Origin of the sequence: Corynebacterium sp. HMSC055D05 (assembly GCF_001810365.1) — a bacterium.
In the GTDB taxonomy this organism is placed as follows: domain Bacteria; phylum Actinomycetota; class Actinomycetes; order Mycobacteriales; family Mycobacteriaceae; genus Corynebacterium; species Corynebacterium coyleae.
The window spans coordinates 1-25,994 of the sequence record NZ_KV801037.1 but is presented as its reverse complement, the minus strand read 5'-3'; the positions used below and the strand labels follow the sequence as shown (position 1 = coordinate 25,994).

Sequence of the window (25,994 nt, the reverse complement as noted above, 5' to 3'; positions counted from 1 at the left end):
CGCTGTGCCCGGTTATGCCCCGGCGTCCTAGCGCGCCGGGTTGCTGACCAGGATCCGATCCACCTGCTCGGCCAGGTCTTCGGGTGCCGTGTCGAAGTCGCCGGGCAGTTCCCGATCCGCATGCTCGAGGGCTTCCTGGTCGTGCTCGCCGGTGGCAAGGTGCGCCTCCGCCTCGTCGAGTAGCCGCTTCAACCGTGTCAGGTTGAGTTGGTAAGCGCCGTCGTTCTCCGGGCCGGGGACCTCCTGGAGCCAACCCGTGCCGGTGAAGGTGGGCAGTGTCGCATCGATGATGTCGCGCTTGAGCCAGTTGGTCATGCTGGGCCCACCGAAGTTTTCCACCCGGCCCGCTGTTGCCTGACGGACGGTGCCGGTGGGGGTAAGGGTGGGGCCAGTGGTGTCGTCGGCAAGCAATGCCACCTGCATCAAAATTTTCAGTTCTCGGGGAAATAGGGACGGGGCTTCAATGCACCCCACTGCGGCTTTGAGCAGTTCGCCCAACAACGCCTCCTTATTCGGTTGTGATCGGACTGTGTTCAGACAAAGAGACATTATAAAACCGCCCTCGACACGCGAAGGCGGATTCTCGAACGGATGTGTGGCTAGCGCTGCAACTTCCAGATCACGGAGTTCGTGGAACCTGCGCGCACGAGCGCGATGTTGGCGGTGTCGAAGACGTAGAGCTCACCGGTAAAGCCCGGGACAATGAACGCGGAGCCGAAGCGCTGCACCTGCAGTGGGTTGAGCTTCTTCGGCTGGCCCGTAAAGCCCTGGTTCCAGCAGTGGGTGCCGGTAAAGCCTCGGCTGATGGACACTGCGGGGATGAGCTGCTCTGGAGGGTTGCACTCCGGCTGGGTTTTGCGGGCGGTGTCGGAGACGCAAATGGTTTTGGTTTCGCCGCCGACTTGGTAGGACTCGCAACGCACGTTGCCGTTCTGGTTGGAGTAGGTACCGACGTTGTTTTGTGCGGCGGCGGAGGGGGCGAGGGCTGCGGTGGCGGTAAGGATCGCGACGGCAGCGACGGTTACTGGGGCTGTACGTGTGATCTGCATAACAGAAGTATTCCAGGCTATCCCCAGCGTTGCACGCCTCCTGGCAGCGATTTCAGCACAATCCCATGCTGTTTCGCCTGTTCCGCATAGGTTTTCACAAATTTTTCAGAACGCACTCCACCGGCGCAATAGACCACCACGTCGTCGCCTTCGGCGTACTGCGACAGCGCGCGAGAAACCGCCTCGGGGTCACGTTCGATCTGGGTCAGTGGCAGGTGGGTGGAGTTAACCGGCAGGTCCGCGATCGCCCGCTCGTGGGGTTCGCGGATGTCCAGGGCGTGAGCTTTGCGGGTAGTGATGTCGTCGTAAAGCAACTGCCCCTCGGTGCTCACGGCGCAGGCATCGGTGTAGGTGCTCAAGCGCGTGGTCAGTGGGCGCGCCGGGTCGCGGGGGACGGTGAAACGGCGGATGGTGGTGGTCAGCGCGTCGTACATGTGCAGCCGGCCGATCTCCGCCTCGCCGATGCCCGTGAGGAACTTCACGGCTTCGGTGGACATCAGCGAGCCGACCACGGAGGTGGTCACCCCGAGCACACCCGCGGTGGCGCAATCCGGCACGGAATCCGCGTCCGGCTGGGTGGGGTAGAGGTCCCGCATGCCCACGCCGCCCTCGGGCGCGCCGGGGCCGGAGTGCCACAGAGCGATGTCGCCGCGGTAGCGCAGCACCGAACCCCACAGCAGCGGCGTGCCGGTGATCTCGGCGGCGTCGGCGGCGAGGAATTTGGTGGCAAAGGTATCGGAGCCGTCGATAAGCAAGTCGATGCCGTCAAGCGCTCCGATGAAGTTGTCGGCGGTCAGGCGATCCTTCACCGGCGTGACAGTGATGCCGGGCTGGAGCGCGCGCAGGCGCTCTGCGGCCACCTCCACCTTGCTGCGGCCGACGTCCTCGGCGCCGAAGAGGATCTGGCGGTGGATGTTGGTGATGTCCACGTGGTCGTCATCCCACACCGTAATGTTGCCAACGCCCGTGGCGGCCAGCGTCTGCATGACGGGGCAGCCCAGGCCACCGGCGCCGATGACCAACACGTGCGCGTCGTATAGGCGTTCTTGCTGCTCCGGGCCGAATCCGGGCAGGTTCATCTGGCGCGCGGTGCGCTTGAGTTCGTTTTCCGGCAGCACGGCCCTACAGCACCGCGTCTTCCCAGTCGGCCCAGCTGGCCAACCCGTCGAAGGTGGAGGACGCCACGGCGTGCTCGCGCTTCGGAATGCGCCCAGCAGCGCGGGCCAGGCGGCCGGCTTCCACCGCGTGGCGCATCGCGTGCGCCATGGCCACCGGGTCCTGGCAACGGTTCACCGCGCTGGCCAACAGCACGCCCGAACACCCGAGTTCCATGGCAAGGGAGGCGTCGGATGCGGTGCCCAGGCCGGCGTCGATAAGCACCGGCACCTGCGCGCGCGAGCAGATCAACTCAATGTTGTGCGGGTTCAAAATGCCCAGGCCTGTGCCAATCGGGGAGCCCAACGGCATCACCGCCGCAGCACCGAGATCCTCCAGGCGCTTGGCGGCCACCGGGTCGTCCGACGTGTACGCCAGCACCGTAAAGCCCTCGTCCACGAGCATCTCGCAGGCGTCGACGGTCTCCACCACATCGGGCAGCAGCGTGCGGTCGTCCGCGATGACCTCGAGTTTCACCCAATCCGTGCCCAGCGCCTCACGCGCAAGTTTCGCCGTGATCACCGCATCGCGTGCCGTGCGGCAGCCCGCGGTGTTCGGCAGCGGACGGATATTTAGACGCCCCAGCAGGTCAAACACGCTCTCGCCCGCGCCGGTGGTCGCGGAGTGGCGGCGCATCGCCACCGTGGTCATCTCCGTTCCACTTGCCACCAGGGCGCGCTCCAGCATGTCAAAGGAACTCGCCCCACCCGTGCCCATAATCAGGTGGGATTCAAACCGCTGACCAGCAATTTCAAGCACGTCTAGCCTCCTTGAACGGCGGTGAGGATGTCCACGGTGGTGTCGTCGATAAGCGCCTGCCCCCACTGCGAGCGCGGCACGACCTCCCCGTCGACCGCCACCGCGGTGCCGGCCTCAGGCGCGCCGACCTCCGCCACCAACTCCTGCACAGTCGTGGCTTCGGTGGTGGTCCTTTCACCGTTGAGCGTTAGTTGCATTCGTGCCTCCTCGGGTCGCATGCAGATAAGTTTATGAATGGTGCTTGCTTTTCGACGACCCCAGCACCACACCGAGCCCCCAACGCCGCCAGCAAAATCCCGTGCCGGAAGTAACCGGTGGAGACCACGGTGCGCTCGTCGATACGACCGATATACGGCAGATCGTCCGGTGTGCCCGGGCGCGCACCGGCGCCGGCCTCGAGGAAATCGCACTCCTCAACCGCCGGCACCACCTCAATCGCATCCCGCAGCAGCTGGTGAACGCCCTGCACCTGGGGCTGGTCGCGGCCGTCCTCGCGCGTGGTCGCCCCGATAGTCAGCGTGTGGTCCTCGCGCGGAATGAGATAAATCGGGCGGTCCTCCACAAACCCGCGCACCACATGGTTCAGCAGCGGGTATTGGTGCTCCGGCACGCGCACGTGCAGCACGTCGCCGTACACCGGGCGCAGATCCAGAAACGGCACAAGGTCGCGCGCACCCAGGCCATTAGCGACGACAACCTGATCCCCGTCCAGCTCGTCCGTACTATCCACGCGCTCGTGTATGAACGTCACCCCGGCATTCGCGCAGGCATCCATGAGCGCCTTGGTAAACAAGCGCGGCTGCACCTGGTGATCACCTGCAATCCGCACCGCACCGTGAATGGCAGGGGAGAGCGCCGGCTCAAGGCTGCGCGCCTGCCGAGTGGTGACCTTCTCCACCGCCATGCCGTGCTTTTCCTGATACTCGCTCAGTTCCGCCAGGTGCGTCTTGTCCGCAACATCGCGCGCGACCACCAGCGTGCCCTCCGTGCGATAGCCCGTGGGCAAATCCGAGTACTTCGCGGTGAGCTTGATCAGATCCGGGTAGAGCGCCGCAGACGCCGCCATCAGCGGAAAGAGCGGGTCTTGCTTATAGACGACTTCAGCGGTAGGAGCGAGCATCCCACCCGCATAATGCGACGCCCCCGACACCGGTGCCGGGTCGTACACCGTGACCGCATGGCCCCGATCCGCCAACGTAAGCGCAGTGGACAGACCGATGATGCCAGCACCGACAACCGAGATATTCACAGCGATCAGGGTAGCGCTTTTGCCCGGTCCGTTTGGCCCCTTTCAAACTCCGCGACCACGCGCTCGCAATAGTCCTGGGAATTATCGGCGTGCATGATGCCGCGAACAATGGCCAACCCGTCCACGCCGGCAAGCGCCAGGTGGTACGCGTCGTCCACCGTCACGTCCCCGATGGCCACCAGCGGCACCTGGGCAGCCTCCACCAGGGGCGGGTAGCCGCCGAAGCCTAGGGGAGGCCGGCCCGAGTCCTTCGTCGGGGTGTTGCGGAAGGGGCCGCAGCCGATGTAATCGATCACGTCTTTGTATGCGTTCGCAGCCTGAACCAGTTCCATCGTGCCGGTGGTCAGGCCGATGATCGCGTCCGGGCCGAGCAGGTCGCGCGCTACCTTCACGTCCAGATCGTCTTGGCCCACGTGCACGCCGGCGATGCCGTGGTCGCGTAAGGCTAAGGCGACGTCGACGCGGTCGTCGATAAGCACCTGCGTCTTCGGGTTCACCTCGTGGACGGCCTCGGCCACCTCGCGGGCAAGGTCGTACAGGTCGCGCGCACTAATCGGCTTCGAGCGCACCTGCACCACCCCGGCACCGCCAGCCGCGGCGGCGCGGGCGCGCTCCACAATGTCGTCACCCTGGCCGGTGACAAAATAACAGCGTAAATCGAGTTCGGGTTTGCCCATAAGCTGCGAATCCATGCACATCACCCTATGCGGATTAGATCTGCAGCGGGCCGGTACGCGTCGGATGGCCCAGCGGCTCGATGTGCACGATCGTCTCCGCGCCACCAAGCGCTGCGGCGATACCTTCCTCCACCGCATCCGCGTGATCGTGGGAGTGATCCACCGTCCAGGAGCCTGGCACCTGCATAACCAGGTTGACCAAGCGGTCGCGGCCAGCCTCCGCCGTACGCACCGACGTGAACGTCACGCCGTTGTCCTTGGCATAGGCATCCAGAAAGTTATGGACAACCTTCTGCTCATCCTCGGGCAGCGTGTGCGACAGCAGCCCCAGGATCGCACCCTTGAGCAACGTGTAGCCGGTGAACAAGATGTTCAGACCAACCAGCAGCGCCACAATCGGGTCGAGCGGCTGCCAGCCGGTCAGCCACACCAGCGCCATGCCCACGATGACGCCCACCGTGGTCCACACGTCCGTGATCAAGTGGTGCCCGTCCGCGTTCAGAGTGGTGGAGCGGTACTTCTTACCCGCGCGGATGAGCGCGACACCCACGCCGAGGTTCAACAGCGTGGCCACGATAGAGAACGCCAGGCCGATGCCGAGCTGCTGCACCGGTACCGGGTTGATCAGGCGATCCACCGCCGTATAAATGATCACTATAGAGGCGATCAGGATGAGTGTGCCCTCCACCTGGGCGGAGAAGTACTCGGCGCGGGAGTGGCCGAAGTTGTGGTTGTCGTCCGCCGGCTTGGCTGAAAGCTTCAGCGCCCACAGGCCCACGGCGGCTGCGACGAGGTTGATCCCGGACTCCAACGCGTCCGATAAGAAACCCACAGAACCCGTCACCCACGCCGCGATTGCCTTCAGCACAATCGTGACAATGGTAGCGCCGATGGAGAGCCACATGAAGCGCTCTAAAAGTTTTTGTTCATCAACAGCTGCCCTGGTAGAGGCGGGTTCTTGGGTATTCATAGCGGGACGAATCGTAGCACTTGCGTACGCTGGTTGTCCACGTCAATGCTGTCTCATTGAAAGGAACACACCATGGGCCGTTGGGTCGTCGCAATCGCAGGTGCCGTCGTGGGCGCGCTGTTCTTTGGCTGGCTGCTGCAAATGCTCGGCGTCACCGGCATCCTTTACACCGTCGGAGTACTTATCGGGTCCGCTGTGACCTCCTCTGCCGCCGGTGCACTGATCAAGCCCGGGCGGTAACCCGGGCGCGTTGTTGTTTCCCACCAGTTAGGAACACCCCTTATGGCGCGCACACGCCGTCTCCACTCAGACCCCTTGGTTTTCTTCTCCGCCTTGGGGTTCATCCTCATCTTCGTTGCGGGCACCATCGCGTTCGGCGATACCGCCCGCGAGTCCTACGCCGCCGTCTCCGGCTGGCTGATGGACCACTTCACGTGGCTCTACGTCGGCGGCATTTCTGCCACGCTGGTCTTTTTGATCTGCGTGTTCGTCTCCCGCTATGGCAACCTGCGGCTTGGCGACGACGACGATGAGCCCGAATACTCATACCCCGTCTGGTTCGGCATGCTCTTTGCCGCCGGCATGGGCGCAACGCTGCTGTTCTGGGGTGCCGCCGAACCGCTGAACCACGCCTTCAACCCGCCACGCGGCGGCTACGAATCCATGAGCCGCGACGCCATCATCCAAGCGTTCGAGTTCACCTACTACCACTTCGGCATCCACATGTGGGTCATTTTCACGTTGCCTGGTCTGGCGGTGGGGTACTTCGTCTATAAGCGCAAAATGCCCGCGCGAATGTCCTCCATGTTCGCGCCACTGCTCGGCCGCCGCGTGTACGAAGCGCCCGGCAAACTTCTCGACGCCCTGGGCATCATCGGCACCGTCTTCGGCCTCGCCGTCTCCGTCGGCCTGGGCGTACTGCAGATTTCCGCCGGCATGAACATCCTCTGGGACGTGCCCCTGGTCACCCCGGTGCAGATCGCGATCATCTGCGGCATCACCATCGCCGCCTCCATCTCCGTGGCAACCGGCCTGGACAAGGGCGTGAAGATCCTGTCCAACCTCAACATCGCCGGCACCATCGCCCTGATGCTCTTCGTGCTGCTCACCGGCCCCACCCTGAAACTGCTCGGCCAGATCACCGAATCCTTCGGCATCTACGCACAATCCCTGCCCGAGCTGATGTTCTGGGTCGACTCCTACAACGACAACCCCGGCTGGCACGCCACCTGGACCGCCTTCTACTGGGCCTGGACCATCTGCTGGTCGCCATTCGTGGGCATGTTCTTCGCCCGCATCTCCCGCGGCCGCACCGTCCGCGAGTTCATCGGCGGCACCCTGCTGCTGCCCACCGCGTTCGACCTGATCTGGTTCTCCATCTTCGGCCGCGCCGCCATCGACATGGAAGAACACAACCCCGGCGTGCTGACCAAACCCGTGGTGGAAGACGGCGACACCCCACAAGCACTGTTCACCCTCCTTGCGGACTACCCGCTCTACACCATCACCGGCACCGTCGCACTGATTGTGATCGTGCTGTACTTCGTCACATCCATGGACTCCGCCGCCCTAGTCATGGACATGTTTGCCTCCGGCGAGGAAAACAAATCACCCACCTACTACCGCGTCGGCTGGGTCGTCGCCGTCGGCCTGGTCACCGGCGCGCTGCTGTTTATCAACGACTCCGGCATCAACGCCCTCCAACAAGTCGTGATCATCATCGCCCTGCCGTTCTTCTTCATGTACTTCGTCATGATGTACTCCCTGATCAAGGCCATGAACGACGACTCCGCCGCCGCCCGCAAGACCCGCTCCCGCACCTGGGAGAAAACCGACACCGCCGAGAAACTCGAAGAAGGCGAAAACAAACCCGCGCCGGGCTACGACGCGCAAGGCAACGAGGTGGAGCGCCCCGAACTCGAATACGACGCCGAGGACGACTCCTGGAAGTTCCCCGAAGGCTTCAAACTCGAGCGCGGCGAGCGCGACACCATTGTCGACGAACGCCGCCAGGACTAGCGCTTGAACTAGCGCCAGGCCTAGCGCTTGATTCGCATCTTGCGGTGGGGAACTCCGGTATCCAGGAATTCCTCACCCTCGGCCACCAGCCCGAACTGCTCGTAGTAGCCGACAAGGCCGGCCTGCGCCTCGATGACCAAATCCCCGGGGAAGCGCTCCGTGTACTCGATACCCGCGCGCACGATCTCCGGGCCGAGGCCCGATCCGCGGTGGTCGGGGTGGACCACGAAACGCCCAAAGCGCGATCCCGTCTCGGTGGGGAAGACGCGGGCGCAGCCGGCGAAGGTGTCGTCGTCAAGCAGTGCAAGAATGTGCTTCGTTTCGGGGTTGGCGTCCTGATCATCGATCTCCGCGTACGGGCACTGCTGCTCCGCCACGAACGTATCCACCCGCAACTTGTACAACTGATGGACCTGCCGCGGCGTCATCTCATCCAGCGATAGAAACCTGATCATTTTTCGGCTCAATCCTTCCTGTCTTGCCATACGAGAGGTGGCGGTGCGCCCACTCAAACGGCCCCTGCTTGCCCGCGCGCTCCAGCAGCACCGCGAGCGCGAGCGTGATCGCCCACACCAGCAGGCCAATGCCCAGCTTGCCGGTCACCGTGGTGTCCAGGCCGATGCCCAGAAACGCCGGGGTGCACAACAATACGAACAGCACCGACTGTGCCAGATAGCCCGACATGGAACGCTTACCCAGCGCCACGAACGCGCGCGCCCACCCCGGCACGTCGTTGTTCAACCGGTGCGTGGCCAGCGCGAGCGCCGCCAGGATGCCCGGGCCGGTGAGGTAGCCCAGCGCCTGGTTCAGGATGAACAGCGGCAGCTCCCACTGTGCCGGCAGCACACCCGCGGCCGCCAGGCCCCACGGCAGGCCGATACCCACGATGATCACCGCAGCGATAACGGTCCAGGTGATGAGGGTTTTGCGGTGCGTGATGACGTCGATAAGCACCCGCTCCCGCGCCCACACAAACCCGATAATCGCCAACGCCCACAACTGCAACGCCGCAACAGGCTGCATGGCCAACATGCCCAACGCCATCTGCAGGTTTGAGGAGAAATATGCCGCTGGCGTATCAAACGTGATCGTCGGATCCGGCTGTATGATCGCCTCCGAAGAATTGAAGAAAAACGCCGAGACGCCACCTAACACCCCGAACGTGGTGAACAAGCCCAGGATCGAATACGCCACAATGCGCAACGTCTTCGACGACCACGACAACCCCCACGCCAACAAGATGCCCACCAAGCCATACGTGAGCATGATGTCGCCATAAAACAGGCCAAGCATGTGCGCCAGGCCAAACAATGCGAGCACTGCGTATCGACGAACCAACACCCGCCGCGCATCCTTCAACGGATAGTGCTTGCGGTAGAGACTGGCCGCCACCAGACCGAAGCCAAACCCCAACAGGGTGGAGAACATCGGCAGCCCGCGCACGTGAATAAACATCGCCGCGAACACAGCGCTGACCTGGTCGACGATGCTGTCCGGGCGCACGCCACCGACCGACCAGCCCGCACGCGACTGATCCTCCGACCAATCATTGGTGATCCACGCCTGCGCCACATTGGCCATCGCGATGCCAAGCAGTGCGGTGCCGCGCGCCAGGTCAGGCACGATCAGGCGCTGTGTTTGGGGCTGCGCTGGGTGAGCGGGCTGCGCGGGTTGCTGAGGTTGCGCGGGTTGCTGGTTCGGGTGCGGTGCCGCATGCGAATTCATGCGGCTCAACCTACACGGCTACCGCGACATGTTCGCTACGGCATCAGCCACGGCGACACCGCCGCCAAGATTGTGCGCGTCGAATGATCCAGCACCGGGTCCAGATCCGGAGCGAACAGCGGCGAGTGGTTTGCCGGGGCGCCCTCCATTTCCTTCTTGCTGCCTACCGCCCAGTAGAAGTACGGCACGCCCCAAGCTTCCGCGATGGTGGGGAAGTCCTCCGAACCCGACAACCGGCCGAAGTTGCCCGCGCGCTTACCAAACTGCTCGCGGAACACCGCCATGACCTTCTCCGTCGGCTCCTCGTGGTTACTAAACACCGGGGCGCCGCCAATGACCTCGAAGGTGGGCTCCCGGTCGCAACCCGCAATGGCGCATTCTCCTTGGACGATGCGCTTGATGTCGCCGTTAAGCTTGTCCGAAATTTCCTGCGTAAACGCGCGCGTGGACACCTTGAGCTCCACCGAATCCGGGATGGTGTTCGGCGAATCGCCGCCGTGGACCGCGCCGACCGTGACCACGCCCATCTCCTGCGGATCGATGTTGCGCGAAATGATCGTCTGCAGGCTCATGATCACCTTCGCCGCAAGCACCACCGGGTCGATGCCATGCTGCGGCATCGAGCCGTGCGAGCCGCGGCCGAAAATCGTGATCTTGGTCTGCACGCACGTGGAAAACACCGGGCCGGACAGTGCGCCGACGCCGTAATCGTCGATCCACGGGCCCACGTGCTGGCCCAACACCACATCCGGCTTGACGATCTTCTCCGCCAAACCCGCTTGCGCCATATCCACCGCGCCCGCGCCGGTTTCCTCACCCGGCTGGAACAGTGCGATAAACGTGCCCGACCACAGGTCCTTGTGCTGCGCCAACGCCTCCGCCGCACCCAGCAGGGCAGTCGTGTGCATGTCGTGGCCGCACGCATGCATCCGGTTCAGCGCCGGGTCCGCCGAGTATTCCAGGCCGGTCGCCTCGCTGATCGGCAGGGCATCGAAATCCGCGCGGAAGCACACCACCGGACCCTCGCCGTTTTCCAGCACGCCGACCTTGCCCGTCTTGCCCACCGCCGTGACGGTGTAACCGATCGCGGTGAGTAGCTCCTCAATGCGTTGCGAGGTAGCAAACTCCTGCATCGACAGCTCCGGGTTCCGGTGGAACCACTTGTAAAGGTCTTCGCGCTTGTCGCGCGTCTTGTCGATCGTGTCCTCGAAACCTGCGAGGCGTCCAGTGAGTTTCGGTAAGTCAGCCATGGGCCTACCTTACGTGCCCGAAAGCACCCCCGGGTGGGTCTTCGTATGGTTGAATGGTGCCAATGTTGCCCAAGTGATTACTGTGGCAAAAGTTGTCTTCACGCGCCTTCGAAACACTGATAGGGGATAAGTATGCGCCGCCTCCCATCGGCCCGCACCATTGTCGCTGCCGCCGTCTCCGCCCTCGCGCTCGTCGTCACGCCTGCTCTTAGCGCAGGTGCCGCGCCCGCAATGGCACAAAACGCAGCGCCCGTCGACACCGCCGACCCCAACTACATCTGGCGCACCGACATCATCTCCAAAGCCCTCGCCGGCAAACCCGGCGCCGACCGCGTCCTCCACCGCGTCCCCGGATCCTTCCACGACGCCCCCCGCGTCCCCGCCGAAGCCGACCAAGCCCGCGCACGCGGCAACGCCCTCTACGGACCCGGCACCCCGCTCTACGTCGGCAACACCCCCGGCTCCGAATTCATGTGCACCACCACCGTCGCCGGCTACAACGACCGCGGCCAAAAAGTCGCCCTCACCGCCGGCCACTGCGGCAACGTTGGCGACAAGGTCAAATCCGCCGACGCACCCCAACTCGGCACCACCGGCACAATCACCCAAGTAGACAAACAAAAAGACTTCGCCGTGATCACCCTGGACAAAAACACCGAAGTCACCCGCACCTACGACGGCATCACCGCCAACCACGTCGGCGGCGCCCCCGTTCGCCCCGGCGGCACCGTGTGCAAGAAAGGCGTCGCCTCCGGCTACACCTGCGCACCCACCTTCACCGACTGGGACACCCACAACGTCAACCACGTCTGCGCCATGCAAGGCGACTCCGGCGCCCCACTCATGGTCGGCGACCGCGTCATCGGCATGATCAACGGCGGCACCTGGCGCGCACCATTCGACATCGCGTGCCACAGCCCGCTACAAGGCCCGATCCACGCGCCAACCGCCTCGGCGCGCCTGGACTCGGTCCTGCCGTCCGTGAATGGCGGGTTCCGCCTCCCGTAGATCTCGTGGGCTCGGGGCGCGGGTCCGCCGGGAAAGACCGCTAAGCGCGGAGGCGGGCGGCGATCTCGTCGACCACGCGGGGGTTGCCCGCCACGCACCAGGTCACGCCGCCGGCGTCGACCTTGACGCAGCGACCACCGACGGCCTCGACGAGCGCCTTGCCGGGCAGCCAATCCCAGTCGGGGACGGAGTGCTGCATCCACGCACCCATTTGACCTGCGGCGATGTTGGCCAGGTCGACGGAGCCAGCGCCGAGCATGCGGATCGTGGCGGCGCCTGAAACCACGCGCAGCCAGGGCTCGCGAACGGCATCATCCGACATAAAGGTGGGGTGGAGGTAGGTCACCACCGCGCTTTCGGCGAGCGGGGCGTCCTCGAGGTCGGGCAGGGCAACGCCGTTGCGGGTGGCCTCGCCGTCGGCGGCGACCCAGGTGGTGTCCAGGGCAGGGCGGTGGATGGCGGAGATGGTTGGGGTGGGGGACGGGGAGTCGTCGATAAGAGCGAGCGCCGAGCAGAAGTAGTCGGAGCCCTGCGAGAAGTTGTAGGTGCCATCGACGGGGTCGATCACCCAAGTGCGGCCGGTGTGGGAGGGGCGGTTGGCGCCCTCCTCGCCGATGACGCCGTCGTCCGGGCGCAGCGCCTCGAGCGCATTAGCGACGAAACGCTCCGCGGCACGGTCCGCCTCCGTGACCACGTCGGATACGGAGGTTTTGAACTCCGTGCCCAGGCCCTCGGCACGCATGCGAAGGGCAAGGCCGCCGGCGTGTTGGACAAGCGCGGCGGCCAGTTCGGCGTCGGAGGAGGAACGGTGTGCGTTGATAAATGCTTCAGTCACGCCGCCATTATGGCGCAGTCGGCGCACCCTCGCGGGTCTCGGGGAGGTAGACGTTGGAGCCTAAGTCGCGGAACTCCTGAGCCATCTCGCGCTCGCCGGCCTTGGCGTCGGAACCTGCGACGGAACCAGCATCGCCCGCGCCACCAGCGCCGCCCGTGAGGTCGAACGACGGCATGCCGAGGTCTGCGATTTGGTCGGCGAACTCGTCGCGAATGTCCTGGCTGATGCGCATCGAGCAGAACTTAGGCCCGCACATGGAGCAGAAGTGGGCGGTCTTCGCGGGCTCGGCTGGCAGGGTTTCGTCGTGGTAGGCCTGGGCGGTGTCGGGGTCGAGGGAGAGGGCGAACTGGTCGTGCCAGCGGAACTCGAAGCGTGCCTTGCTCATGGCGTCGTCCCAGTCGCGCGCGCCGGGGTGACCCTTGGCCACGTCGGCGGCGTGGGCGGCGAGTTTGTAGGTGATCACGCCGGTTTTCACGTCATCGCGGTTGGGAAGTCCCAGGTGTTCCTTCGGGGTGACGTAGCACAGCATCGCGGTGCCGCCGGCGGCGATGTTGGCGGCACCGATGGCGGACGTGATGTGGTCGTAGCCAGGGGCGATATCGGTGACCAGGGGGCCAAGGGTGTAGAACGGCGCGCCGCCACACCACTGTTGTTCCTTCTCGTTGTTCACCTGGATCATGTTGAGGGGCACGTGCCCTGGGCCTTCGATCATGACCTGGACGTCAAAGTCCCAGGCGCGGCGGCAGAGTTCGCCGATGGTTTTGAGTTCGGCGAATTGGGCGGCGTCGTTGGCGTCGGCGACGGAGCCGGGGCGGAGGCCGTCGCCAAGCGAGAATGCGACGTCGTATTGGGAGAAGATCTCACAGAGCTCGTCGAAGTTTTCGTACAGGAAGGATTCCTTGTGGTGGGCGAGGCACCAGCCGGCCATGATGGAGCCGCCGCGGGAGACGATGCCGGTGACGCGCTTGGAGGTCAGCGGCACGAAGGGGAGGCGTACGCCGGCGTGGACGGTCATGTAATCGACGCCTTGCTCGCACTGTTCGATGACGGTGTCGCGGAAGATCTCCCAGGTCAGGTCCTCGGCGATGCCGTCGACCTTCTCCAGCGCCTGGTAGATGGGCACAGTGCCGATGGGCACGGGGGAGTTGCGCAGAATCCACTCGCGGGTGGCGTGGATGTCATTGCCGGTGGATAAGTCCATGACGGTGTCGGCACCCCAGCGGGTGGCCCAACGCAGTTTCTCCACCTCTTCGCGGATGGAGGAGGTCACGGCGGAGTTACCGATGTTGGCGTTGATCTTGGTCAGAAACGCGTTGCCGATGATCATCGGCTCGCTTTCCGGATGGTTGACGTTGTTCGGGATGATCGCGCGCCCGGCGGCAACCTCCGCGCGGACCTTCTCCACGTCGCAGTGTTCACGCAGCGCCACGAATTCCATCTCGCGGGTGATTTCGCCGCGCCGGGCGTAGGCCATCTGGGTGACACGCTTGCCCGGCTTGGCACGCAACGGTTTGCGGGAGGCGCCACGCCACTCTTCGCTGGCGGAGCCGCGGCGGACGGCAGCGCGGCCGTCGTCAAGCAAATTGCGCTCGCGGCCGAAGTATTCCTCCACGTCGCCGCGGGCGGTGATCCACTCGCCGCGCAGGTTGGGCAGGCCAACTTCCGGCTCGGCCCAGGGGCCGCGGGTGCGGTAGATCTTGAACGGCTCGTTGGGGCCGGTAGGGGAGTCGTCCAGGTGGATCGCGGTTTCCGGAACCTCCAGCCCGTCCTTCAGAATCGGCGCGTATGCGTGCTTGGGGTGGATTTCCTGGGCATAAATATCGGCATGCGTTTCAGGCACGACCTTCTCCTTACTTCCTTCGCTGGTGCTAACCAGACAGGTTCGAACGGTGCTCGCGCAGGCGTAGCGCGATCTCAGCCCGATGCCTCGGGCGCCCGTGTGGGGTCGCAGCACACTCTATCCCGTCGTGGTGGCTGCGTCAGGCAGTTCGCTAGACTTCCCGGTTATGCAGCTCGAGACTCAAGCGCGGATTAAGGATCTTTCGTCCACACTTTCCACTATCGAGAAGGTGATGGACCTCGACGTGCTCCGCGAGCGCGCCCGCGAACTCGAGGCCCAAGCCGGCGACCCGTCTCTGTGGGACGATCCGGCGCACGCACAGCAGGTGACCACTGAGCTTTCCAATGTGCAGTCGCGGTTGAAGAAGGTCACGTCGTTGCGCTCGCGTATCGACGACCTGCCGGTCATGTACGAACTCGCCGAAGAAGAAGGCGACCCCTCGATGGCCGACGACGAGTTGGCGGACGTGGCAGCGCAAATCGATTCGCTTGAGGTGCAGACCATGCTCTCCGGCGAATACGACGAGCGCGAGGCCGTGGTCAACATCCGCTCTGGCGCCGGTGGCGTGGACGCGGCGGACTGGGCGGAGATGCTCATGCGTATGTACGTGCGTTGGGCGGAAAAGGCTGGCCACAAGGTGGATGTGTACGACATCTCCTACGCCGAGGAGGCTGGCATTAAATCCGCCACCTTTGTTGTGCACGGCGATTACCTCTACGGCCAGTTGTCGGTGGAGCAGGGCGCGCACCGCCTGGTGCGTATCTCTCCGTTTGATAACCAGGGTCGTCGCCAGACTTCGTTCGCAGAGGTGGAGGTGCTGCCCGTCGTGGAGCACACCGACCACATCGACATCCCGGATTCGGACATCCGCGTGGACGTCTACCGTTCCTCTGGCCCGGGCGGGCAGAGCGTGAACACCACCGACTCCGCGGTGCGCATCACCCACATTCCGACTGGCATCGTGGTGACCTGTCAGAACGAGAAGTCCCAGATTCAGAACAAGGCCTCGGCGCTCAACGTGCTGCAGTCCAAGTTGCTGGAGAAGAAGCGCCAGGAAGAAAAGGCGGAGATGGACGCCCTCGGCGCGGGCGGCAACGCCAGCTGGGGCAACCAGATGCGCTCCTATGTCCTGCACCCGTACCAGATGGTCAAGGACCTGCGCACCGACTATGAGGTGGGGGATCCGCAGAAGGTGCTCGATGGAGACATCGACGGCTTCCTGGAGGCTGGCATCCGCTGGCGCATGGCACAGCAGCAACAAGAGTCACACCAGTAACGGGTAAGGTGTGTCGCGTGATCCGATTCGACCATGTGACCAAGACGTATCCGACGTCCACGCGCCCCGCGCTCAACGACGTCACCCTGGAGATCCCAGACGGCGAGTTTGTCTTCCTGATCGGCGCGTCCGGTTCCGGCAAATCGTCGTTTTTGCAGTTGATGATCCGCGAGGAAAACGTCACCTCCGGCGACATCTACTTCGGCGACTTCCACGTCAACGCACTGTCTGGCAAGCAGATCAACAAACTGCGCCAGTCCATCGGCTACGTGTTCCAGGACTTCCGCCTGCTGCCCAACCTCAACGTGTACGACAATGTGGCGTTCGCGCTCGAGGTCATCGGCAAGCCGAAGGACCGCATTGCCAAACTCGTGCCGGAGGCGCTCGAACTTGTCGGCCTCGGCGCGAAGGCGAATCGTATGCCGCGCGAGTTGTCAGGTGGTGAGCAGCAGCGTGTTGCGATTGCGCGTGCGTTCGTCGATAAGCCAAAGCTCATGCTTTGCGACGAGCCCACGGGCAACCTCGACCCCGGCACCGCCGACGAAATCATGGCGTTGCTTGCGCGTATTAACCGCATGGGAACCACCGTGGTCATGTCCACACACAACGCGCGTGCGGTGGATGACATGCGCAAACGCGTCATCGAACTGCAGTTAGGCAAGGTCGTGCGCGACGAACAAAACGGCGTCTACGGGGATGTGAGGAAGTAACCATGAATTGGAATTTCATCTTCCGCGAAGGCTTCAAAGGCCTCGGCCGCAACCTGACCATGACCATCGCGCTGGTGATCACCACGGCGCTGTCGCTCGCGCTCGTCGGTACCGGCATTTTGATTTCGCAGGCCACGGCCGATACGAAGAAGCTCTACCTCGACCGCGTCGAAGTGATGGTCGAACTTGACGAGGAAATTTCCGCTAACGACAAGGACTGCTCAACCGACGCCTGCAAGCAGGTGCGCGACACACTGCAGGGCGACGAGCGCGTCGAGCAAGTCACCTTCCGCTCCCGCGAGCAGTCCTACGAACGGTTCGTGGAACTGTTCCAGGATGCCGAGCCGGAACTCGTACGCGAAACCACCCCGGATGCGTTGCCAGCCGCGCTGCACGTGCGCCTGGAGGACCCGACTGACACGGCACCGCTCGACGCGATTCGTGAGATGCCGCAGGTCACCGTCATTTCCGACCAGGCCGACACCGTGCGCTCCGCCGCCGGAACCCTGAACACCTTCCGCAACGCCGCCTTCGTCATCGCCGCAGCACAGGCTCTGGCTGCCGTGTTCCTGATCGCGAACATGGTGCAGTTGGCTGCGTTCAACCGCCGCGAACAGATCGGCATCATGCGCATGGTCGGCGCCTCGCGCTGGTACACCCAGGCCCCGTTCGTGCTCGAGGCCGTGATCTCCGTACTGCTCGGCGCGGTGCTGGCCACCTTCGGCGTGTGGGCCGGCAAGCAGTTCCTAGTGGACCCGCTGCTCGGCGACCTCTACGCATCCCAACTCATCGCCCGCGTCCCCGACTCTGCCGTGTGGGCCGTCATGCCACTGACCGGGCTCGTCGCCATGGTGCTCGGCGGCCTTGCAGCACAGGTGGCGCTTCGCTCCTACGTGCGTAAGTAGTACACTCGAGCGCCTATGTCCAAGAAGAACAAAAAGCAGAAGCTTTCCAACACCGGCGTCCTAGCGACCAACCGGAAAGCTCGCCATGACTACACCATCTTGGACACATGGGAATGCGGCATCGTCCTGCAAGGCACCGAGATCAAGGCGCTGCGCGAAGGCAAAGTGTCGCTGGTGGAGGCGTTTGCCACCATCGACAACGGTGAAGTCTGGCTGCGCAACATGCACATCCCCGAATACTCCAAGGGGCACTGGACCAACCACCCGCCGCGCCGCACCCGCAAACTGCTGCTGCACCGCCGCGAGATCGACTCGCTGGAAGGCAAAGTCCGCGACGGCAACCGCACCCTGATCCCGCTGTCGCTTTACCTCAAGGACGGCCGCGCCAAGGTCGAGTTGGGCCTCGGCCAGGGTAAGCAGGACTACGACAAGCGCCGCGCCATCAAGCGACGCACCGAGGACCGCGAAATCACCCGTGAGCTGGGCCGCAAGTTGAAGGGCATCAAGGCGTAGCGTTTTCAGTACGGTGGGGGCCTATGAAAAAGGCACTGATTACTGGAGCGTCCCGCGGCATCGGTCGCGCGATCGCTGACGAACTTGGCAAGGACCACCACATTTACGCTGGTGCGTCACAGGATGCGTCCGAGATTGTTTCGGCGCTTCCCAGCGCGGAGCCGTTCGAGGTGGACCTGACGGACACCGCAGCTATCGAGCGCGCCGCCGCTGAGATCGACGAACTCGACGTCCTCGTGCTGGCCGCCGGCGTGATGGAAAACGGCTCTCTTTCGGAGCTCACGGACGCATCCTGGCGCAACATGATGGAAGTCAACCTCCACGCGCCCGTGACCCTGACTCGCGCGCTGCTTCCTGCTTTACGACGATCCAACGGCCTGATCATCACCATCAACTCCGGCGCCGGCTACCACGGCATCGCCAACAACTCCGCCTACTGCGCCTCCAAGTTCGCGCTGCGCGGCTTTACCGATTCGCTCGCACAGGAGGAAGCCGGCAAGGTGCGCGTGACCTCGCTGCACCCGGGCCGCACCGACACCGACATGCTCTCCGGCGACGACGGCCTGCCCAAGATGGCCGCCACCGAAGTAGCCAAGGCAGCCCGCCTAGCTGTCGAAGCCGGCCCCGACGCCGTCATCGAATTCCTCCGCGTCCGCCCAGCGTTCACGGGGTAGGTTGCCGGCTGGGGCAGGGCTTGCCGGCTGAGGCGGGCTTGCCGGCGTTGCTCAAGCTCCGGCGCGCCCAGCCCCTTGTGCTCCGGCGCGCTCGGCTCCTTGGGCTCCGGTGCGCTCGGCCCCTTGTGCTTGTGCGCCGCGTCGGGTAACGTTTCTTCTCCTACGTTTCTTCGTAGTTGAAGGGGTCGATTTGGTTTCGACTTCATCACTTAGCCAGGGGAAGCGTGCCGGTGCAGGCAGGAGACCACCGAAAGCGTCGCTGTAACTAATAAACGCAGAGAAGAACTCTCAGCGTGACTACGCCCTCGCTGCCTAATTAGAAAGGTCCAGCGACCTGCGTGTCCGTCAGGCCGGGGATGTCCCCGACCCGGTACCTGGCGTCGACTTAGGGGACTTGCCTTCCGGCCCTGTCAGTGGGGCCTTGGGAGGGACACTTTTCACTGACTGGGCCCGTCATCCGGACATGTTCGCCTGATCCGGAGGGCCGAGCAGAGATTCTGTGCGAACTGCGCACGGAGAAGCCCTGGTGCGGTGGTGAAGGACCCGGGTTCAATTCCCGGCGGCTCCACCGAGTGCGAAACCCGCTGGCCAAACGGCCAGCGGGTTTTATTATTTGCCGGCGAACCTGCACCGAGTACAGCCCCCACTCTGCGGTGCTCATCGTCTAGTTCCTCGACATCGTCTAGCTCCCCGCGAGGGCAACCAGACGATCAGCTCCATACTGAAAACGGTCCCCAATATGACCTGGGGAAACGTCGAGGCCACTGCGAGACCGTCTAGCGGCACCCGGAGGGGAGCTAGACGATCTCGTAGCCGGTGACCGGGCCCTCCGTGTTCGGCTGCCAACCGAGTGCTGGGGCGACGTGGGTGGCAAAGTTCTCCAGGATCTTTACGTTTACGTCCACGCCCATGCCGGTCGGGATGGTGAGCAGAAGGGTGTCGGCGGCCATGACGGCAGGGTCGGCCTTGAGCTGCTCGATGAGCTTGTCCGGCTCGGCGGCGTAGGTGCGGCCGAAGGTGGAGGCGCCGACCTCGGGAAGCATGCCTACCTGGTCGGAGCCGGAGGCCTGCATGCCGAAGCGTGCCATGTCGGCGCCGTCGACGATGGGGAAGATGGACCGGGACACGGACACGCGCGGGGTCCAGTCGTGGCCGGCTTCCTTCCAAGCTGCGCGGTAGCGGTTGATTTGGTCGACTTGGATCTCGCCAAGTGTCTGCGCGGTGGTCTCGGAGACCAGGGTGGAGGACATGAGGTTCAGGCCGTCTCGCGCGGTCTGCTCGGCAGACGCGTGGGTACCGGAGCCGTAGAAGATGTGCTTGCGCAGTTCAGGTGCCATGGGGAAGACCGGCAGGGCGGAGCCGGGCTGGAACATGTTGGGGTACTGGCGCTCGAGGGGCGCGGCGGTGGCGAAGCCGTGGCCGTCGACGGCGGCCATGAAGGTTTCGAGGTGGTTGCGGGCGACGTCGGCACCGTTCGGCGCTTCGCCCTTGTAGCCGAATGCTTCCCAGCCGCGCTCGGCGACCTCGGGGGCGCCGCGGGATACGCCAAGGGCGACGCGGCCGCCGGAGAGTTGGTAGAGGGAGGCGGCTTCTTCGGCGAGGTAGAGCGGGTTTTCGTAGCGCATGTCGATCACGCCGGTGCCAACTTCGATGCGCTCGGTGGAGGCTGCAACTGCACCGAGCAGCGGCATCGGGGCGGAGGCTTGCGGGACGAAGTGGTGGACGCGGAAGGATGCGTTGTTGACGCCGATCTCGTCGGCAGCTTTGGCGATCTCGAGGTGGATTCTCGCTACCTTTTCTGCCGAGGGGCCGCGTTGGCCGCCGATGGCGTAGTGCCCGAAGCTCAAGAAACCGAATGCTTTCATGGGGTCCTCCAGATGAGTTATGTGACATATCAACAAATATCATAGCCTGTGCCGAGCAGCGCAACCGAAAAACGGCCTCAACGTTGTATTGGAGGAGCTTAAAAGGTTTATTAAATCCCTTGGCGCGACCACAGCCCGGCGCTACGGTCGTGCGCATGATTTCAAAGACTGCGAAGACGTTGTCCGCTGCAACCGCCCTAGCCGCCCTCGCCGGCGGCTTCATTGGTGCTGGCACCGCGCACGCACGGGTAGCGCAGCTCTCGTCGGCCAACCCGAACCTGGACCAGTTGGTGCAGAAGGGTTGGGACACCTACACCGGCGCCGTGCTGGGCAATAAGGGAGGCATGTTGCTGAAGGATCTGCCGAAGGGCGCCAAGCCACTGGCAGCAAAGGATGCAAAGGAAGCTCTCGCACAGCCGCTGCAGGCGAAGGAAGATGCCGCGATCACCCTGACGTTCACTCCGCAGGGCCGGCTCAATTACGACGACGGCTGCAACGTCGGCAACGCAACCTACAAGGTCAACGCCCGCGGTGGGGTGAAGGTGGGCACGTTCGCCGAGACCCAGCGTCTTTGCGACCCAACCCGCATGAACAAGTCCGATGAACTGAAGTCGATCCTGCGAGCGGGTCCCGCTGTGTACAAACTTAACGACGACACCATCGCCCTTGGCGCCCAAGGCAAGATGATTGAGTTTCTTGGAGTTGCATAGGCATCCCATGAAACCCCTTGAACCCGCGAATCCGGCCGCTACCGTGTGGGGCATGGGTATCAAGACTCAGAAAACATTGTCCATTGCAACCGCGCTCGCGGCCCTGGCCGGCGGCACCCTTGGTGTCGGCACGGCTGGCGCGCAGGAGCGCTCGAGCAGCATTGACCAGTTTGTCCAGATGAGTTCCTCCCTGTTTTCTAACCCGGCGGGGCAGCAGCCCGCTGGCACTGGGCTGATGGTTCCGCTTGCGGAAGGCGCGACGCAGTTGCCTAACGACCAAGTCCAGCCCGCACTGGACACCACCTTGCGTGCCAAGAACAATGACAAGGTCACCGTTGATTTCCGCCCGGACGGCACGCTGACCTACAACGATGGCTGCAACGCGGGTAACTCCACCTACCAGGTGGATACGACCGGCAGGTTGCGCGTCGGTGACCTCAACGAGACTCGCATGGCGTGCCCTCCGGGTGCGGAGGTTGCCGCGAATGATCTAAAGACGATCCTGCGCGCCGGCCCGGCGGTGTTCCAGGTCGATCCGTCCACGCTTGCGCTGGCCGCACAGGGGCAATCGGTTGAGTTTGTGAAGTTGCCGGTGCGTGTCGTCGATTAGCAATCGCGAAAGACAGCAAAGCTCCAGGTCATCCTGGGGCTTTTTGCTTTGCGACGACCCCACATCGGCCATTTACAACACAGTTTTGTAGTGTAAATGGGTGGAAACCGGGGGTGCCGGTTGACTTTAAGTATGGCTACCCTAATATGTCCCAGGTAACCCTTACCTAAGTCTGGAAGGACGACAATGATCCGTTTCCCGCGCACCGCGCTGATCGCCCTCGCAGCCGCAGGCTCGCTGACCCTCGGCGCTTGCTCCAACGCAGAGCAGGCCGCTGAGACCACCACCTCCGCAGCAGCCACCTCCGAGGCTGCCTCCTCCTCCGCCACCACCGACGGTGACACCGTCAAGGTGACCGACAACTACGGCGAGAAGGAAGTGCCGGCCAACCCGCAGCGCGTCGTCGCTCTGGACAACCGCACCTTCGAGCTCCTGGACTCCTGGGGTGTTAAGCCGGTCGCAGCGCCGCGCGACCTCGTCCCGAACACGATTCCGGGAATTGCGGACAACGAGGACATCGTCAACATCGGCAACCACAAGGAGCCGAACCTCGAGGCCATCGTGGCAGCTGACCCGGACGTGATTGTCTCCGGTCAGCGCTTCCGTAAGTACGACGAGGAAATTGAGAAGCTGGTCCCGAACGCCGTGCTCGTTGAGTTCGAACCGCGTGACGACGAGCCGTTTGACCGCGAGCTCATCCGCCAGACCTTGGCACTTGGCGACATCTTTGGCAAGCAGGCCGAGGCTGAGCAGACCGTCAAGGAGTTCACCGAGGCTGTCCAGCGCACCCGCGACGCGTACAACCCGGATCAGACCGTCATGGGTGTGAACGTTTCTGGTGGCGAGATCGGCTACGTCGCACCGGGCATCGGTCGCGTGTGGGGCCCACTGTTCGACCTCATCGGCTTCACCCCGGCGCTTGAGGTGGCCAACGCCTCCAACGACCACCAGGGCGACGACATCTCCGTCGAGGCAATCGCAGAAGCGAACCCGTTCTGGATCTTCGCTCTCGACCGCGATGCAGCGATCAAGTCCATCAAGGATTCCCCGGAGGCTCTGTCTGTGATCAACGACTCTGCCGCGCTGCAGAACGTCACCGCGGTGAAGGAAAACCACGTCTACGTGGCACCGAAGGACACCTATACCAACGAGTCCATCCTCACCTACACCGAGATTCTTAACGATCTGGCAGACAAGTTCGAGGCTGCAAAGTAACCCCTGAATGACACATCCAACTGCGACTACCACCCGCCCCAAGCTTCTGGATTGGAAGCTTGGGGTGGGTGTTGTCATTGTCGTTTTACTGCTGCTGACCTCGCTTGCGGTGGGGCAGTACGACATTTTGAATAGCGATGACGGCTGGGCCATGTTCCGTACCACCCGCGTCCCGCGCACCATCGCGTTGGTGTTGGCCGGCGCAGCGATGGCGATGAGTGGGTTGATCATGCAGATGCTCACCCAGAACCGCTTCGTCGAGCCGACCACCACCGGCACCACAGAATGGGCCGGTCTGGGCCTGCTCGCGTCGTTCGTGTTCTTTCCAAACGGCACGATCATGACGCGCATGCTGCTTGCCGTCGGTTTCGCTTTTGTGGGCACGATGGTGTTCTTTGCCTTTTTGCGCAAGGTCACGCTGCGCTCCAGCCTGATCGTGCCGATCGTCGGCATCATGCTCGGCGCCGTGGTCAGCGCAGTCTCCACTTATTGGGCGCTGCAGGCCGACCTGTTGCAATCGCTCGGCGTGTGGTTTGCTGGCTCGTTCACCAGTGTGATCGCCGGCCAGTACGAGGTGCTGTGGATCGTGCTGTTCGTGGTCATCGCCGTGTTCTTCTACGCCGACCGGCTCACCGTGGCCGGCCTCGGCGAAGACGTGGCCACCAACGTTGGCCTGAATTACAACCGCATCGTGCTCGTCGGCACCAGCCTGGTCGCAGTGGCCGCCGGCGTGGTCACGGTTGTCGTCGGCAATCTGCCATTTCTGGGACTGATTGTGCCGAACATTGTGAGCATGTTGCGTGGCGACGACCTCCGCTCCAACCTGCCATGGGTCTGCCTTACCGGCATTGGAGTGGTAACGGTGTGCGACCTCATCGGCCGCACGATCATCGCGCCATTCGAAATGCCCGTGTCCGTCATCCTCGGCGTTGTCGGCGCCGCGGTGTTTATCGCCATGATTGTGAGGCGGAGCCGGAATGCGTGAGATCGGGGCGTTCCAGTCGTCGACAAGCAAAAAGCGCTACTGGATTATTATCGGCGCGCTTGCGGTGGCCGCACTGCTATTTACCGCGGGGCTGCTCGCGTACGGCAACCCGATGGAGTTCGGGTCCACCGGCTACTGGCTGATCGCGCAACGTCGCATGAACGCGGTGATCGCGATGGCAATCGTGGCTGTGTGCCAAGCGACAGCAACCGTGGCGTTTCAAACGGTGACAAACAACCGAATTCTCACCCCGTCGATCATGGGGTTCGAATCGCTCTACGTCGCCATTCACACCTCAACTGTGTATTTCTTCGGTGCAGCAGGGCTGATTAACGCCCACACCTTGCAGATGTTTGTCATCCAGCTCGTGCTCATGATCGGGCTCAGCCTGGTGCTCTACACATGGCTGCTCGCCGGCAACAACCCCGACATGCACGCCATGCTGCTGGTCGGCATCGTGCTCGGCGGGGGACTGGGTGCAGTATCTACGTTTATGCAGCGCATGCTCACGCCCAGCGAGTTCGACGTGCTCACCGCGCGGCTGTTTGGCTCCGTGAACAACGCCGACCCGGAGTACTACCCGTTGGCAATCCCGCTGGTCATCGTGGCGGCGGGACTACTGATCTTCAACTCGCGCGCGCTCAACGTGCTGTCGCTGGGGCGCGACGTGTCGATGAACCTTGGCGTAGACCATAAAAAGCACGCGATTTACACCCTCGTGCTGGTGGCCATCCTCATTGCGGTATCGACCGCGCTGGTCGGCCCGATGACCTTCCTCGGCTTCCTCGTGGCCACACTCGCGTACCAAGCCGCGGATACCTACGACCACCGCTACGTCTTCCCCATGGCGATACTGCTCGGATACTGCATCCTGTCGGGTGCGTACTTTGTGATGAACCACATCTTCTACGCGCAAGGCGTGGTCTCCATCATCATCGAACTGGTCGGTGGCCTGACCTTCCTAATCGTTGTTTTGAGAAAGGGACGCCTGTGATTCAACTCAAAGAAGTCCGCAAGGCATACAGCAGCAGTGTTGACATCGGACCGGTCACCCTGGACATCCCCGAAGGCGGCATCACCGCCCTCGTCGGCCCGAACGGTGCAGGTAAATCGACCCTGCTGACGATGATCGGCAGGCTCCTTGACCTTGACTCCGGCCAAATCGAAGTCGCCGGCATGGATGTCACCTCGACGCGCTCGAAGGACCTGGCCAAAGTCGTGTCCATCCTGCGCCAGGAAAACCACTTTGTAACCCGTCTGACCGTGCGCCAACTCGTCGGCTTCGGCCGCTTCCCGTACTCGGGTGGGCGCCTGACCCCCGAAGATGAAGAGATCGTCTCGCGCTACATCGACTTCCTCGGCCTGCGCGAGCTGGAGAATCGCTTCCTCGACCAGCTCTCCGGTGGTCAGCGTCAGCGCGCCTACGTTGCGATGGTGCTTAGCCAGGAAACGAACTATGTGCTTCTCGACGAGCCCCTGAACAACCTCGACATCTCCCACTCCGTAGAGATGATGAAGCACCTGCACTCCGCATCCCGCGAGTTTGGCCGAACCATCGTGATCGTTCTGCACGACATCAACTTCGCCGCACGCTACGCGGATTACATCTGCGCAGTAAAGGACGGGGAAGTTGCCGCCTTTGGTGCGGTTGACGAGATCATGCGCGACAGCCTGCTGAGCTCCATCTTCAATACTCCGGTGGAGGTTATTGAAGGTCCGCATGGGCCTATTGCGTGTTATCACTAAAACCTACGCTGTACTGCGTGTTTGTGTTGTTTGTGAGTTCGTGGTTATATCTTCATCCGTTGCTTCGAGCGGCCTTGAGGGGCTGGCGAGAGGGAACGAGTTAATTTCATGAGGTTGCTGTGCAAGGTAAACGGTTGTTGAACTTGGGTTTGACTTTGGTTTACGTTGTGTTGTAGTCTCTGGTTCCGCCGCTTTGACGGCCGTGGCCTTGAATGGTTGTGGTTGTTGGGTGTGCTGGTGTTGTTTGAG

At 63.3% G+C, this 25,994-nt stretch carries 29 protein-coding genes, 1 other RNA gene and 1 riboswitch; of the genes, 15 read left to right on the top strand and 15 right to left on the bottom strand.

Translation table 11 applies throughout. The features are described from left to right. Window positions 1-27: 27 nt before the first annotated feature. The 8 genes from HMPREF2734_RS02540 to HMPREF2734_RS02505 all read right to left on the bottom strand — a co-directional run bounded on the left by HMPREF2734_RS02540 (window position 28) and on the right by HMPREF2734_RS02505 (window position 5,859). Entirely contained in the window at window positions 28-417 is a 390-nt protein-coding gene (locus HMPREF2734_RS02540; RefSeq protein ID WP_141740834.1) for a hypothetical protein, read from the bottom strand. 182 nt (window positions 418-599) lie between these two features. Further along, complete coding sequence (locus HMPREF2734_RS02535; RefSeq protein WP_070569008.1) at window positions 600-1,049, bottom strand: hypothetical protein; 450 nt, start codon at window positions 1,047-1,049, stop codon at window positions 600-602. Window positions 1,050-1,066: 17 nt separating this feature from the next. Then, on the bottom strand, window positions 1,067-2,167 hold the full coding sequence (locus HMPREF2734_RS02530; protein WP_256375542.1) for a ThiF family adenylyltransferase: 1,101 nt from the start codon (window positions 2,165-2,167) through the stop codon (window positions 1,067-1,069). Window positions 2,168-2,171: 4 nt separating this feature from the next. Further along, window positions 2,172-2,963: a thiazole synthase gene (locus HMPREF2734_RS02525; RefSeq protein WP_070569006.1), complete on the bottom strand. Its 792-nt coding sequence runs from the start codon at window positions 2,961-2,963 to the stop codon at window positions 2,172-2,174. 2 nt (window positions 2,964-2,965) lie between these two features. Beyond that, window positions 2,966-3,160, bottom strand: coding sequence for a sulfur carrier protein ThiS (thiS, locus tag HMPREF2734_RS02520; protein ID WP_070569003.1), 195 nt, complete (start codon window positions 3,158-3,160; stop codon window positions 2,966-2,968). Continuing rightward, entirely contained in the window at window positions 3,151-4,218 is a 1,068-nt protein-coding gene (gene thiO / locus HMPREF2734_RS02515; protein WP_070569000.1) for a glycine oxidase ThiO, read from the bottom strand. Before thiO ends, thiS begins: the two co-directional genes overlap by 10 nt. Continuing rightward, window positions 4,218-4,889 carry a thiamine phosphate synthase gene (locus HMPREF2734_RS02510; protein ID WP_070483064.1) on the bottom strand — a complete coding sequence of 224 codons (672 nt, stop codon included), beginning with the start codon at window positions 4,887-4,889 and terminating at the stop codon, window positions 4,218-4,220. Before HMPREF2734_RS02510 ends, thiO begins: the two co-directional genes overlap by 1 nt. Before the next feature lie 34 nt (window positions 4,890-4,923). After that, window positions 4,924-5,859, bottom strand: a complete 936-nt coding sequence (locus tag HMPREF2734_RS02505) for a cation diffusion facilitator family transporter (protein ID WP_070568998.1) — start codon at window positions 5,857-5,859, stop codon at window positions 4,924-4,926. A 72-nt stretch (window positions 5,860-5,931) separates the two neighbouring features. Between HMPREF2734_RS02505 and HMPREF2734_RS02500 the strand changes: the two genes are divergently transcribed. Next, entirely contained in the window at window positions 5,932-6,099 is a 168-nt protein-coding gene (locus tag HMPREF2734_RS02500; RefSeq protein WP_070422543.1) for a glycerol dehydrogenase, read from the top strand. 42 nt (window positions 6,100-6,141) lie between these two features. Beyond that, the gene (locus tag HMPREF2734_RS02495; RefSeq protein WP_083308053.1) at window positions 6,142-7,878 is read left to right on the top strand and encodes a BCCT family transporter; all 1,737 of its coding nucleotides are present in this window, start codon (window positions 6,142-6,144) and stop codon (window positions 7,876-7,878) included. Between the two features lie 20 nt (window positions 7,879-7,898). On the opposite strand, the gene HMPREF2734_RS02490 is transcribed toward HMPREF2734_RS02495, so the two are convergent. Genes HMPREF2734_RS02490 through HMPREF2734_RS02480 form a run of 3 tightly spaced genes read right to left on the bottom strand, consistent with a single transcriptional unit; the run spans window position 7,899 to window position 10,853 of the window. Next, on the bottom strand, window positions 7,899-8,333 hold the full coding sequence (locus tag HMPREF2734_RS02490) for a GNAT family N-acetyltransferase (RefSeq protein WP_070483070.1): 435 nt from the start codon (window positions 8,331-8,333) through the stop codon (window positions 7,899-7,901). Next, window positions 8,308-9,603, bottom strand: a complete 1,296-nt coding sequence (locus tag HMPREF2734_RS02485; protein WP_083308052.1) for a DUF418 domain-containing protein — start codon at window positions 9,601-9,603, stop codon at window positions 8,308-8,310. Before HMPREF2734_RS02485 ends, HMPREF2734_RS02490 begins: the two co-directional genes overlap by 26 nt. A gap of 35 nt (window positions 9,604-9,638) precedes the next feature. Further along, window positions 9,639-10,853, bottom strand: a complete 1,215-nt coding sequence (locus tag HMPREF2734_RS02480) for an amidohydrolase (protein WP_070452085.1) — start codon at window positions 10,851-10,853, stop codon at window positions 9,639-9,641. A 132-nt stretch (window positions 10,854-10,985) separates the two neighbouring features. Between HMPREF2734_RS02480 and HMPREF2734_RS11960 the strand changes: the two genes are divergently transcribed. After that, entirely contained in the window at window positions 10,986-11,861 is an 876-nt protein-coding gene (locus tag HMPREF2734_RS11960; RefSeq protein WP_070568995.1) for a chymotrypsin family serine protease, read from the top strand. A gap of 40 nt (window positions 11,862-11,901) precedes the next feature. Here the strand turns inward: HMPREF2734_RS11960 and HMPREF2734_RS02470 are convergent, their stop codons facing one another. Further along, window positions 11,902-12,696, bottom strand: a complete 795-nt coding sequence (locus HMPREF2734_RS02470) for an inositol monophosphatase family protein (protein WP_246816768.1) — start codon at window positions 12,694-12,696, stop codon at window positions 11,902-11,904. A 7-nt stretch (window positions 12,697-12,703) separates the two neighbouring features. Next, window positions 12,704-14,536 (bottom strand): phosphomethylpyrimidine synthase ThiC, encoded by a 1,833-nt coding sequence (gene thiC / locus HMPREF2734_RS02465; protein ID WP_070569011.1) that lies wholly within the window; start codon window positions 14,534-14,536, stop codon window positions 12,704-12,706. Continuing rightward, window positions 14,534-14,645: riboswitch (TPP riboswitch) on the bottom strand. Its footprint overlaps the gene before it by 3 nt. Window positions 14,646-14,702: 57 nt before the next feature. On the opposite strand from thiC, the gene prfB reads away from it, so the two are divergent. The 6 genes from prfB to ssrA all read left to right on the top strand — a co-directional run bounded on the left by prfB (window position 14,703) and on the right by ssrA (window position 19,185). After that, on the top strand, window positions 14,703-15,812 hold the full coding sequence (gene prfB / locus HMPREF2734_RS02460; RefSeq protein ID WP_070568990.1) for a peptide chain release factor 2: 1,110 nt from the start codon (window positions 14,703-14,705) through the stop codon (window positions 15,810-15,812). A 17-nt stretch (window positions 15,813-15,829) separates the two neighbouring features. Beyond that, window positions 15,830-16,522, top strand: a complete 693-nt coding sequence (gene ftsE / locus HMPREF2734_RS02455; protein WP_070452078.1) for a cell division ATP-binding protein FtsE — start codon at window positions 15,830-15,832, stop codon at window positions 16,520-16,522. A gap of 2 nt (window positions 16,523-16,524) precedes the next feature. Beyond that, a complete protein-coding gene (gene ftsX / locus HMPREF2734_RS02450; protein ID WP_070568978.1) occupies window positions 16,525-17,427 on the top strand; it encodes a permease-like cell division protein FtsX in 903 nt (300 codons plus the stop codon). 15 nt (window positions 17,428-17,442) lie between these two features. Then, window positions 17,443-17,940 carry an SsrA-binding protein SmpB gene (gene smpB / locus HMPREF2734_RS02445; RefSeq protein ID WP_070452075.1) on the top strand — a complete coding sequence of 166 codons (498 nt, stop codon included), beginning with the start codon at window positions 17,443-17,445 and terminating at the stop codon, window positions 17,938-17,940. A gap of 23 nt (window positions 17,941-17,963) precedes the next feature. Beyond that, complete coding sequence (locus tag HMPREF2734_RS02440) at window positions 17,964-18,614, top strand: SDR family oxidoreductase (RefSeq protein WP_070483080.1); 651 nt, start codon at window positions 17,964-17,966, stop codon at window positions 18,612-18,614. 181 nt (window positions 18,615-18,795) lie between these two features. Further along, window positions 18,796-19,185: a transfer-messenger RNA gene (gene ssrA, locus HMPREF2734_RS02435) on the top strand. A gap of 226 nt (window positions 19,186-19,411) precedes the next feature. Here the strand turns inward: ssrA and HMPREF2734_RS02430 are convergent. Next, window positions 19,412-20,479 carry an LLM class flavin-dependent oxidoreductase gene (locus HMPREF2734_RS02430; RefSeq protein ID WP_070568969.1) on the bottom strand — a complete coding sequence of 356 codons (1,068 nt, stop codon included), beginning with the start codon at window positions 20,477-20,479 and terminating at the stop codon, window positions 19,412-19,414. 155 nt (window positions 20,480-20,634) lie between these two features. On the opposite strand from HMPREF2734_RS02430, the gene HMPREF2734_RS02425 reads away from it, so the two are divergent. From HMPREF2734_RS02425 to HMPREF2734_RS02400, 6 genes are all read left to right on the top strand, one after another. Then, window positions 20,635-21,189 (top strand): META domain-containing protein, encoded by a 555-nt coding sequence (locus tag HMPREF2734_RS02425; RefSeq protein ID WP_070568964.1) that lies wholly within the window; start codon window positions 20,635-20,637, stop codon window positions 21,187-21,189. A gap of 52 nt (window positions 21,190-21,241) precedes the next feature. Further along, window positions 21,242-21,799 carry an META domain-containing protein gene (locus HMPREF2734_RS02420; protein ID WP_168162457.1) on the top strand — a complete coding sequence of 186 codons (558 nt, stop codon included), beginning with the start codon at window positions 21,242-21,244 and terminating at the stop codon, window positions 21,797-21,799. 186 nt (window positions 21,800-21,985) lie between these two features. Next, complete coding sequence (locus tag HMPREF2734_RS02415) at window positions 21,986-23,014, top strand: siderophore ABC transporter substrate-binding protein (protein ID WP_070568961.1); 1,029 nt, start codon at window positions 21,986-21,988, stop codon at window positions 23,012-23,014. A 7-nt stretch (window positions 23,015-23,021) separates the two neighbouring features. Further along, entirely contained in the window at window positions 23,022-23,999 is a 978-nt protein-coding gene (locus HMPREF2734_RS02410; RefSeq protein WP_070568958.1) for an ABC transporter permease, read from the top strand. Beyond that, window positions 23,992-24,993, top strand: coding sequence for an iron chelate uptake ABC transporter family permease subunit (locus HMPREF2734_RS02405; protein WP_070568955.1), 1,002 nt, complete (start codon window positions 23,992-23,994; stop codon window positions 24,991-24,993). The genes HMPREF2734_RS02410 and HMPREF2734_RS02405 overlap by 8 nt, the downstream gene beginning before the upstream one ends. Continuing rightward, a complete protein-coding gene (locus HMPREF2734_RS02400; RefSeq protein ID WP_070568952.1) occupies window positions 24,990-25,745 on the top strand; it encodes an iron ABC transporter ATP-binding protein in 756 nt (251 codons plus the stop codon). Before HMPREF2734_RS02405 ends, HMPREF2734_RS02400 begins: the two co-directional genes overlap by 4 nt. 3 nt (window positions 25,746-25,748) lie before the next feature. On the opposite strand, the gene HMPREF2734_RS12155 is transcribed toward HMPREF2734_RS02400, so the two are convergent. Beyond that, on the bottom strand, window positions 25,749-25,994 hold a 246-nt coding region (locus HMPREF2734_RS12155), incomplete at its 5' end, for a hypothetical protein (protein ID WP_210384719.1).

Excerpts from the sequence above, each read along its gene's own strand:
- HMPREF2734_RS02535 (WP_070569008.1), bottom strand. The coding sequence starts at position 1,049 with ATGCAGATCACACGTACAGCCCCAGTAACCGTCGCTGCCGTCGCGATC.
- thiS (WP_070569003.1), bottom strand. The coding sequence starts at position 3,160 with ATGCAACTAACGCTCAACGGTGAAAGGACCACCACCGAAGCCACGACT.
- HMPREF2734_RS02510 (WP_070483064.1), bottom strand. The coding sequence starts at position 4,889 with ATGGGCAAACCCGAACTCGATTTACGCTGTTATTTTGTCACCGGCCAG.
- HMPREF2734_RS02505 (WP_070568998.1), bottom strand. The coding sequence starts at position 5,859 with ATGAATACCCAAGAACCCGCCTCTACCAGGGCAGCTGTTGATGAACAA.
- HMPREF2734_RS02500 (WP_070422543.1), top strand. The coding sequence starts at position 5,932 with ATGGGCCGTTGGGTCGTCGCAATCGCAGGTGCCGTCGTGGGCGCGCTG.
- HMPREF2734_RS02495 (WP_083308053.1), top strand. The coding sequence starts at position 6,142 with ATGGCGCGCACACGCCGTCTCCACTCAGACCCCTTGGTTTTCTTCTCC.
- HMPREF2734_RS02490 (WP_070483070.1), bottom strand. The coding sequence starts at position 8,333 with ATGATCAGGTTTCTATCGCTGGATGAGATGACGCCGCGGCAGGTCCAT.
- HMPREF2734_RS02485 (WP_083308052.1), bottom strand. The coding sequence starts at position 9,603 with ATGAATTCGCATGCGGCACCGCACCCGAACCAGCAACCCGCGCAACCT.
- HMPREF2734_RS02480 (WP_070452085.1), bottom strand. The coding sequence starts at position 10,853 with ATGGCTGACTTACCGAAACTCACTGGACGCCTCGCAGGTTTCGAGGAC.
- HMPREF2734_RS11960 (WP_070568995.1), top strand. The coding sequence starts at position 10,986 with ATGCGCCGCCTCCCATCGGCCCGCACCATTGTCGCTGCCGCCGTCTCC.
- prfB (WP_070568990.1), top strand. The coding sequence starts at position 14,703 with ATGCAGCTCGAGACTCAAGCGCGGATTAAGGATCTTTCGTCCACACTT.
- ftsX (WP_070568978.1), top strand. The coding sequence starts at position 16,525 with ATGAATTGGAATTTCATCTTCCGCGAAGGCTTCAAAGGCCTCGGCCGC.
- smpB (WP_070452075.1), top strand. The coding sequence starts at position 17,443 with ATGTCCAAGAAGAACAAAAAGCAGAAGCTTTCCAACACCGGCGTCCTA.
- HMPREF2734_RS02440 (WP_070483080.1), top strand. The coding sequence starts at position 17,964 with ATGAAAAAGGCACTGATTACTGGAGCGTCCCGCGGCATCGGTCGCGCG.
- HMPREF2734_RS02430 (WP_070568969.1), bottom strand. The coding sequence starts at position 20,479 with ATGAAAGCATTCGGTTTCTTGAGCTTCGGGCACTACGCCATCGGCGGC.
- HMPREF2734_RS02425 (WP_070568964.1), top strand. The coding sequence starts at position 20,635 with ATGATTTCAAAGACTGCGAAGACGTTGTCCGCTGCAACCGCCCTAGCC.
- HMPREF2734_RS02420 (WP_168162457.1), top strand. The coding sequence starts at position 21,242 with ATGGGTATCAAGACTCAGAAAACATTGTCCATTGCAACCGCGCTCGCG.
- HMPREF2734_RS02415 (WP_070568961.1), top strand. The coding sequence starts at position 21,986 with ATGATCCGTTTCCCGCGCACCGCGCTGATCGCCCTCGCAGCCGCAGGC.
- HMPREF2734_RS02410 (WP_070568958.1), top strand. The coding sequence starts at position 23,022 with ATGACACATCCAACTGCGACTACCACCCGCCCCAAGCTTCTGGATTGG.
- HMPREF2734_RS02405 (WP_070568955.1), top strand. The coding sequence starts at position 23,992 with ATGCGTGAGATCGGGGCGTTCCAGTCGTCGACAAGCAAAAAGCGCTAC.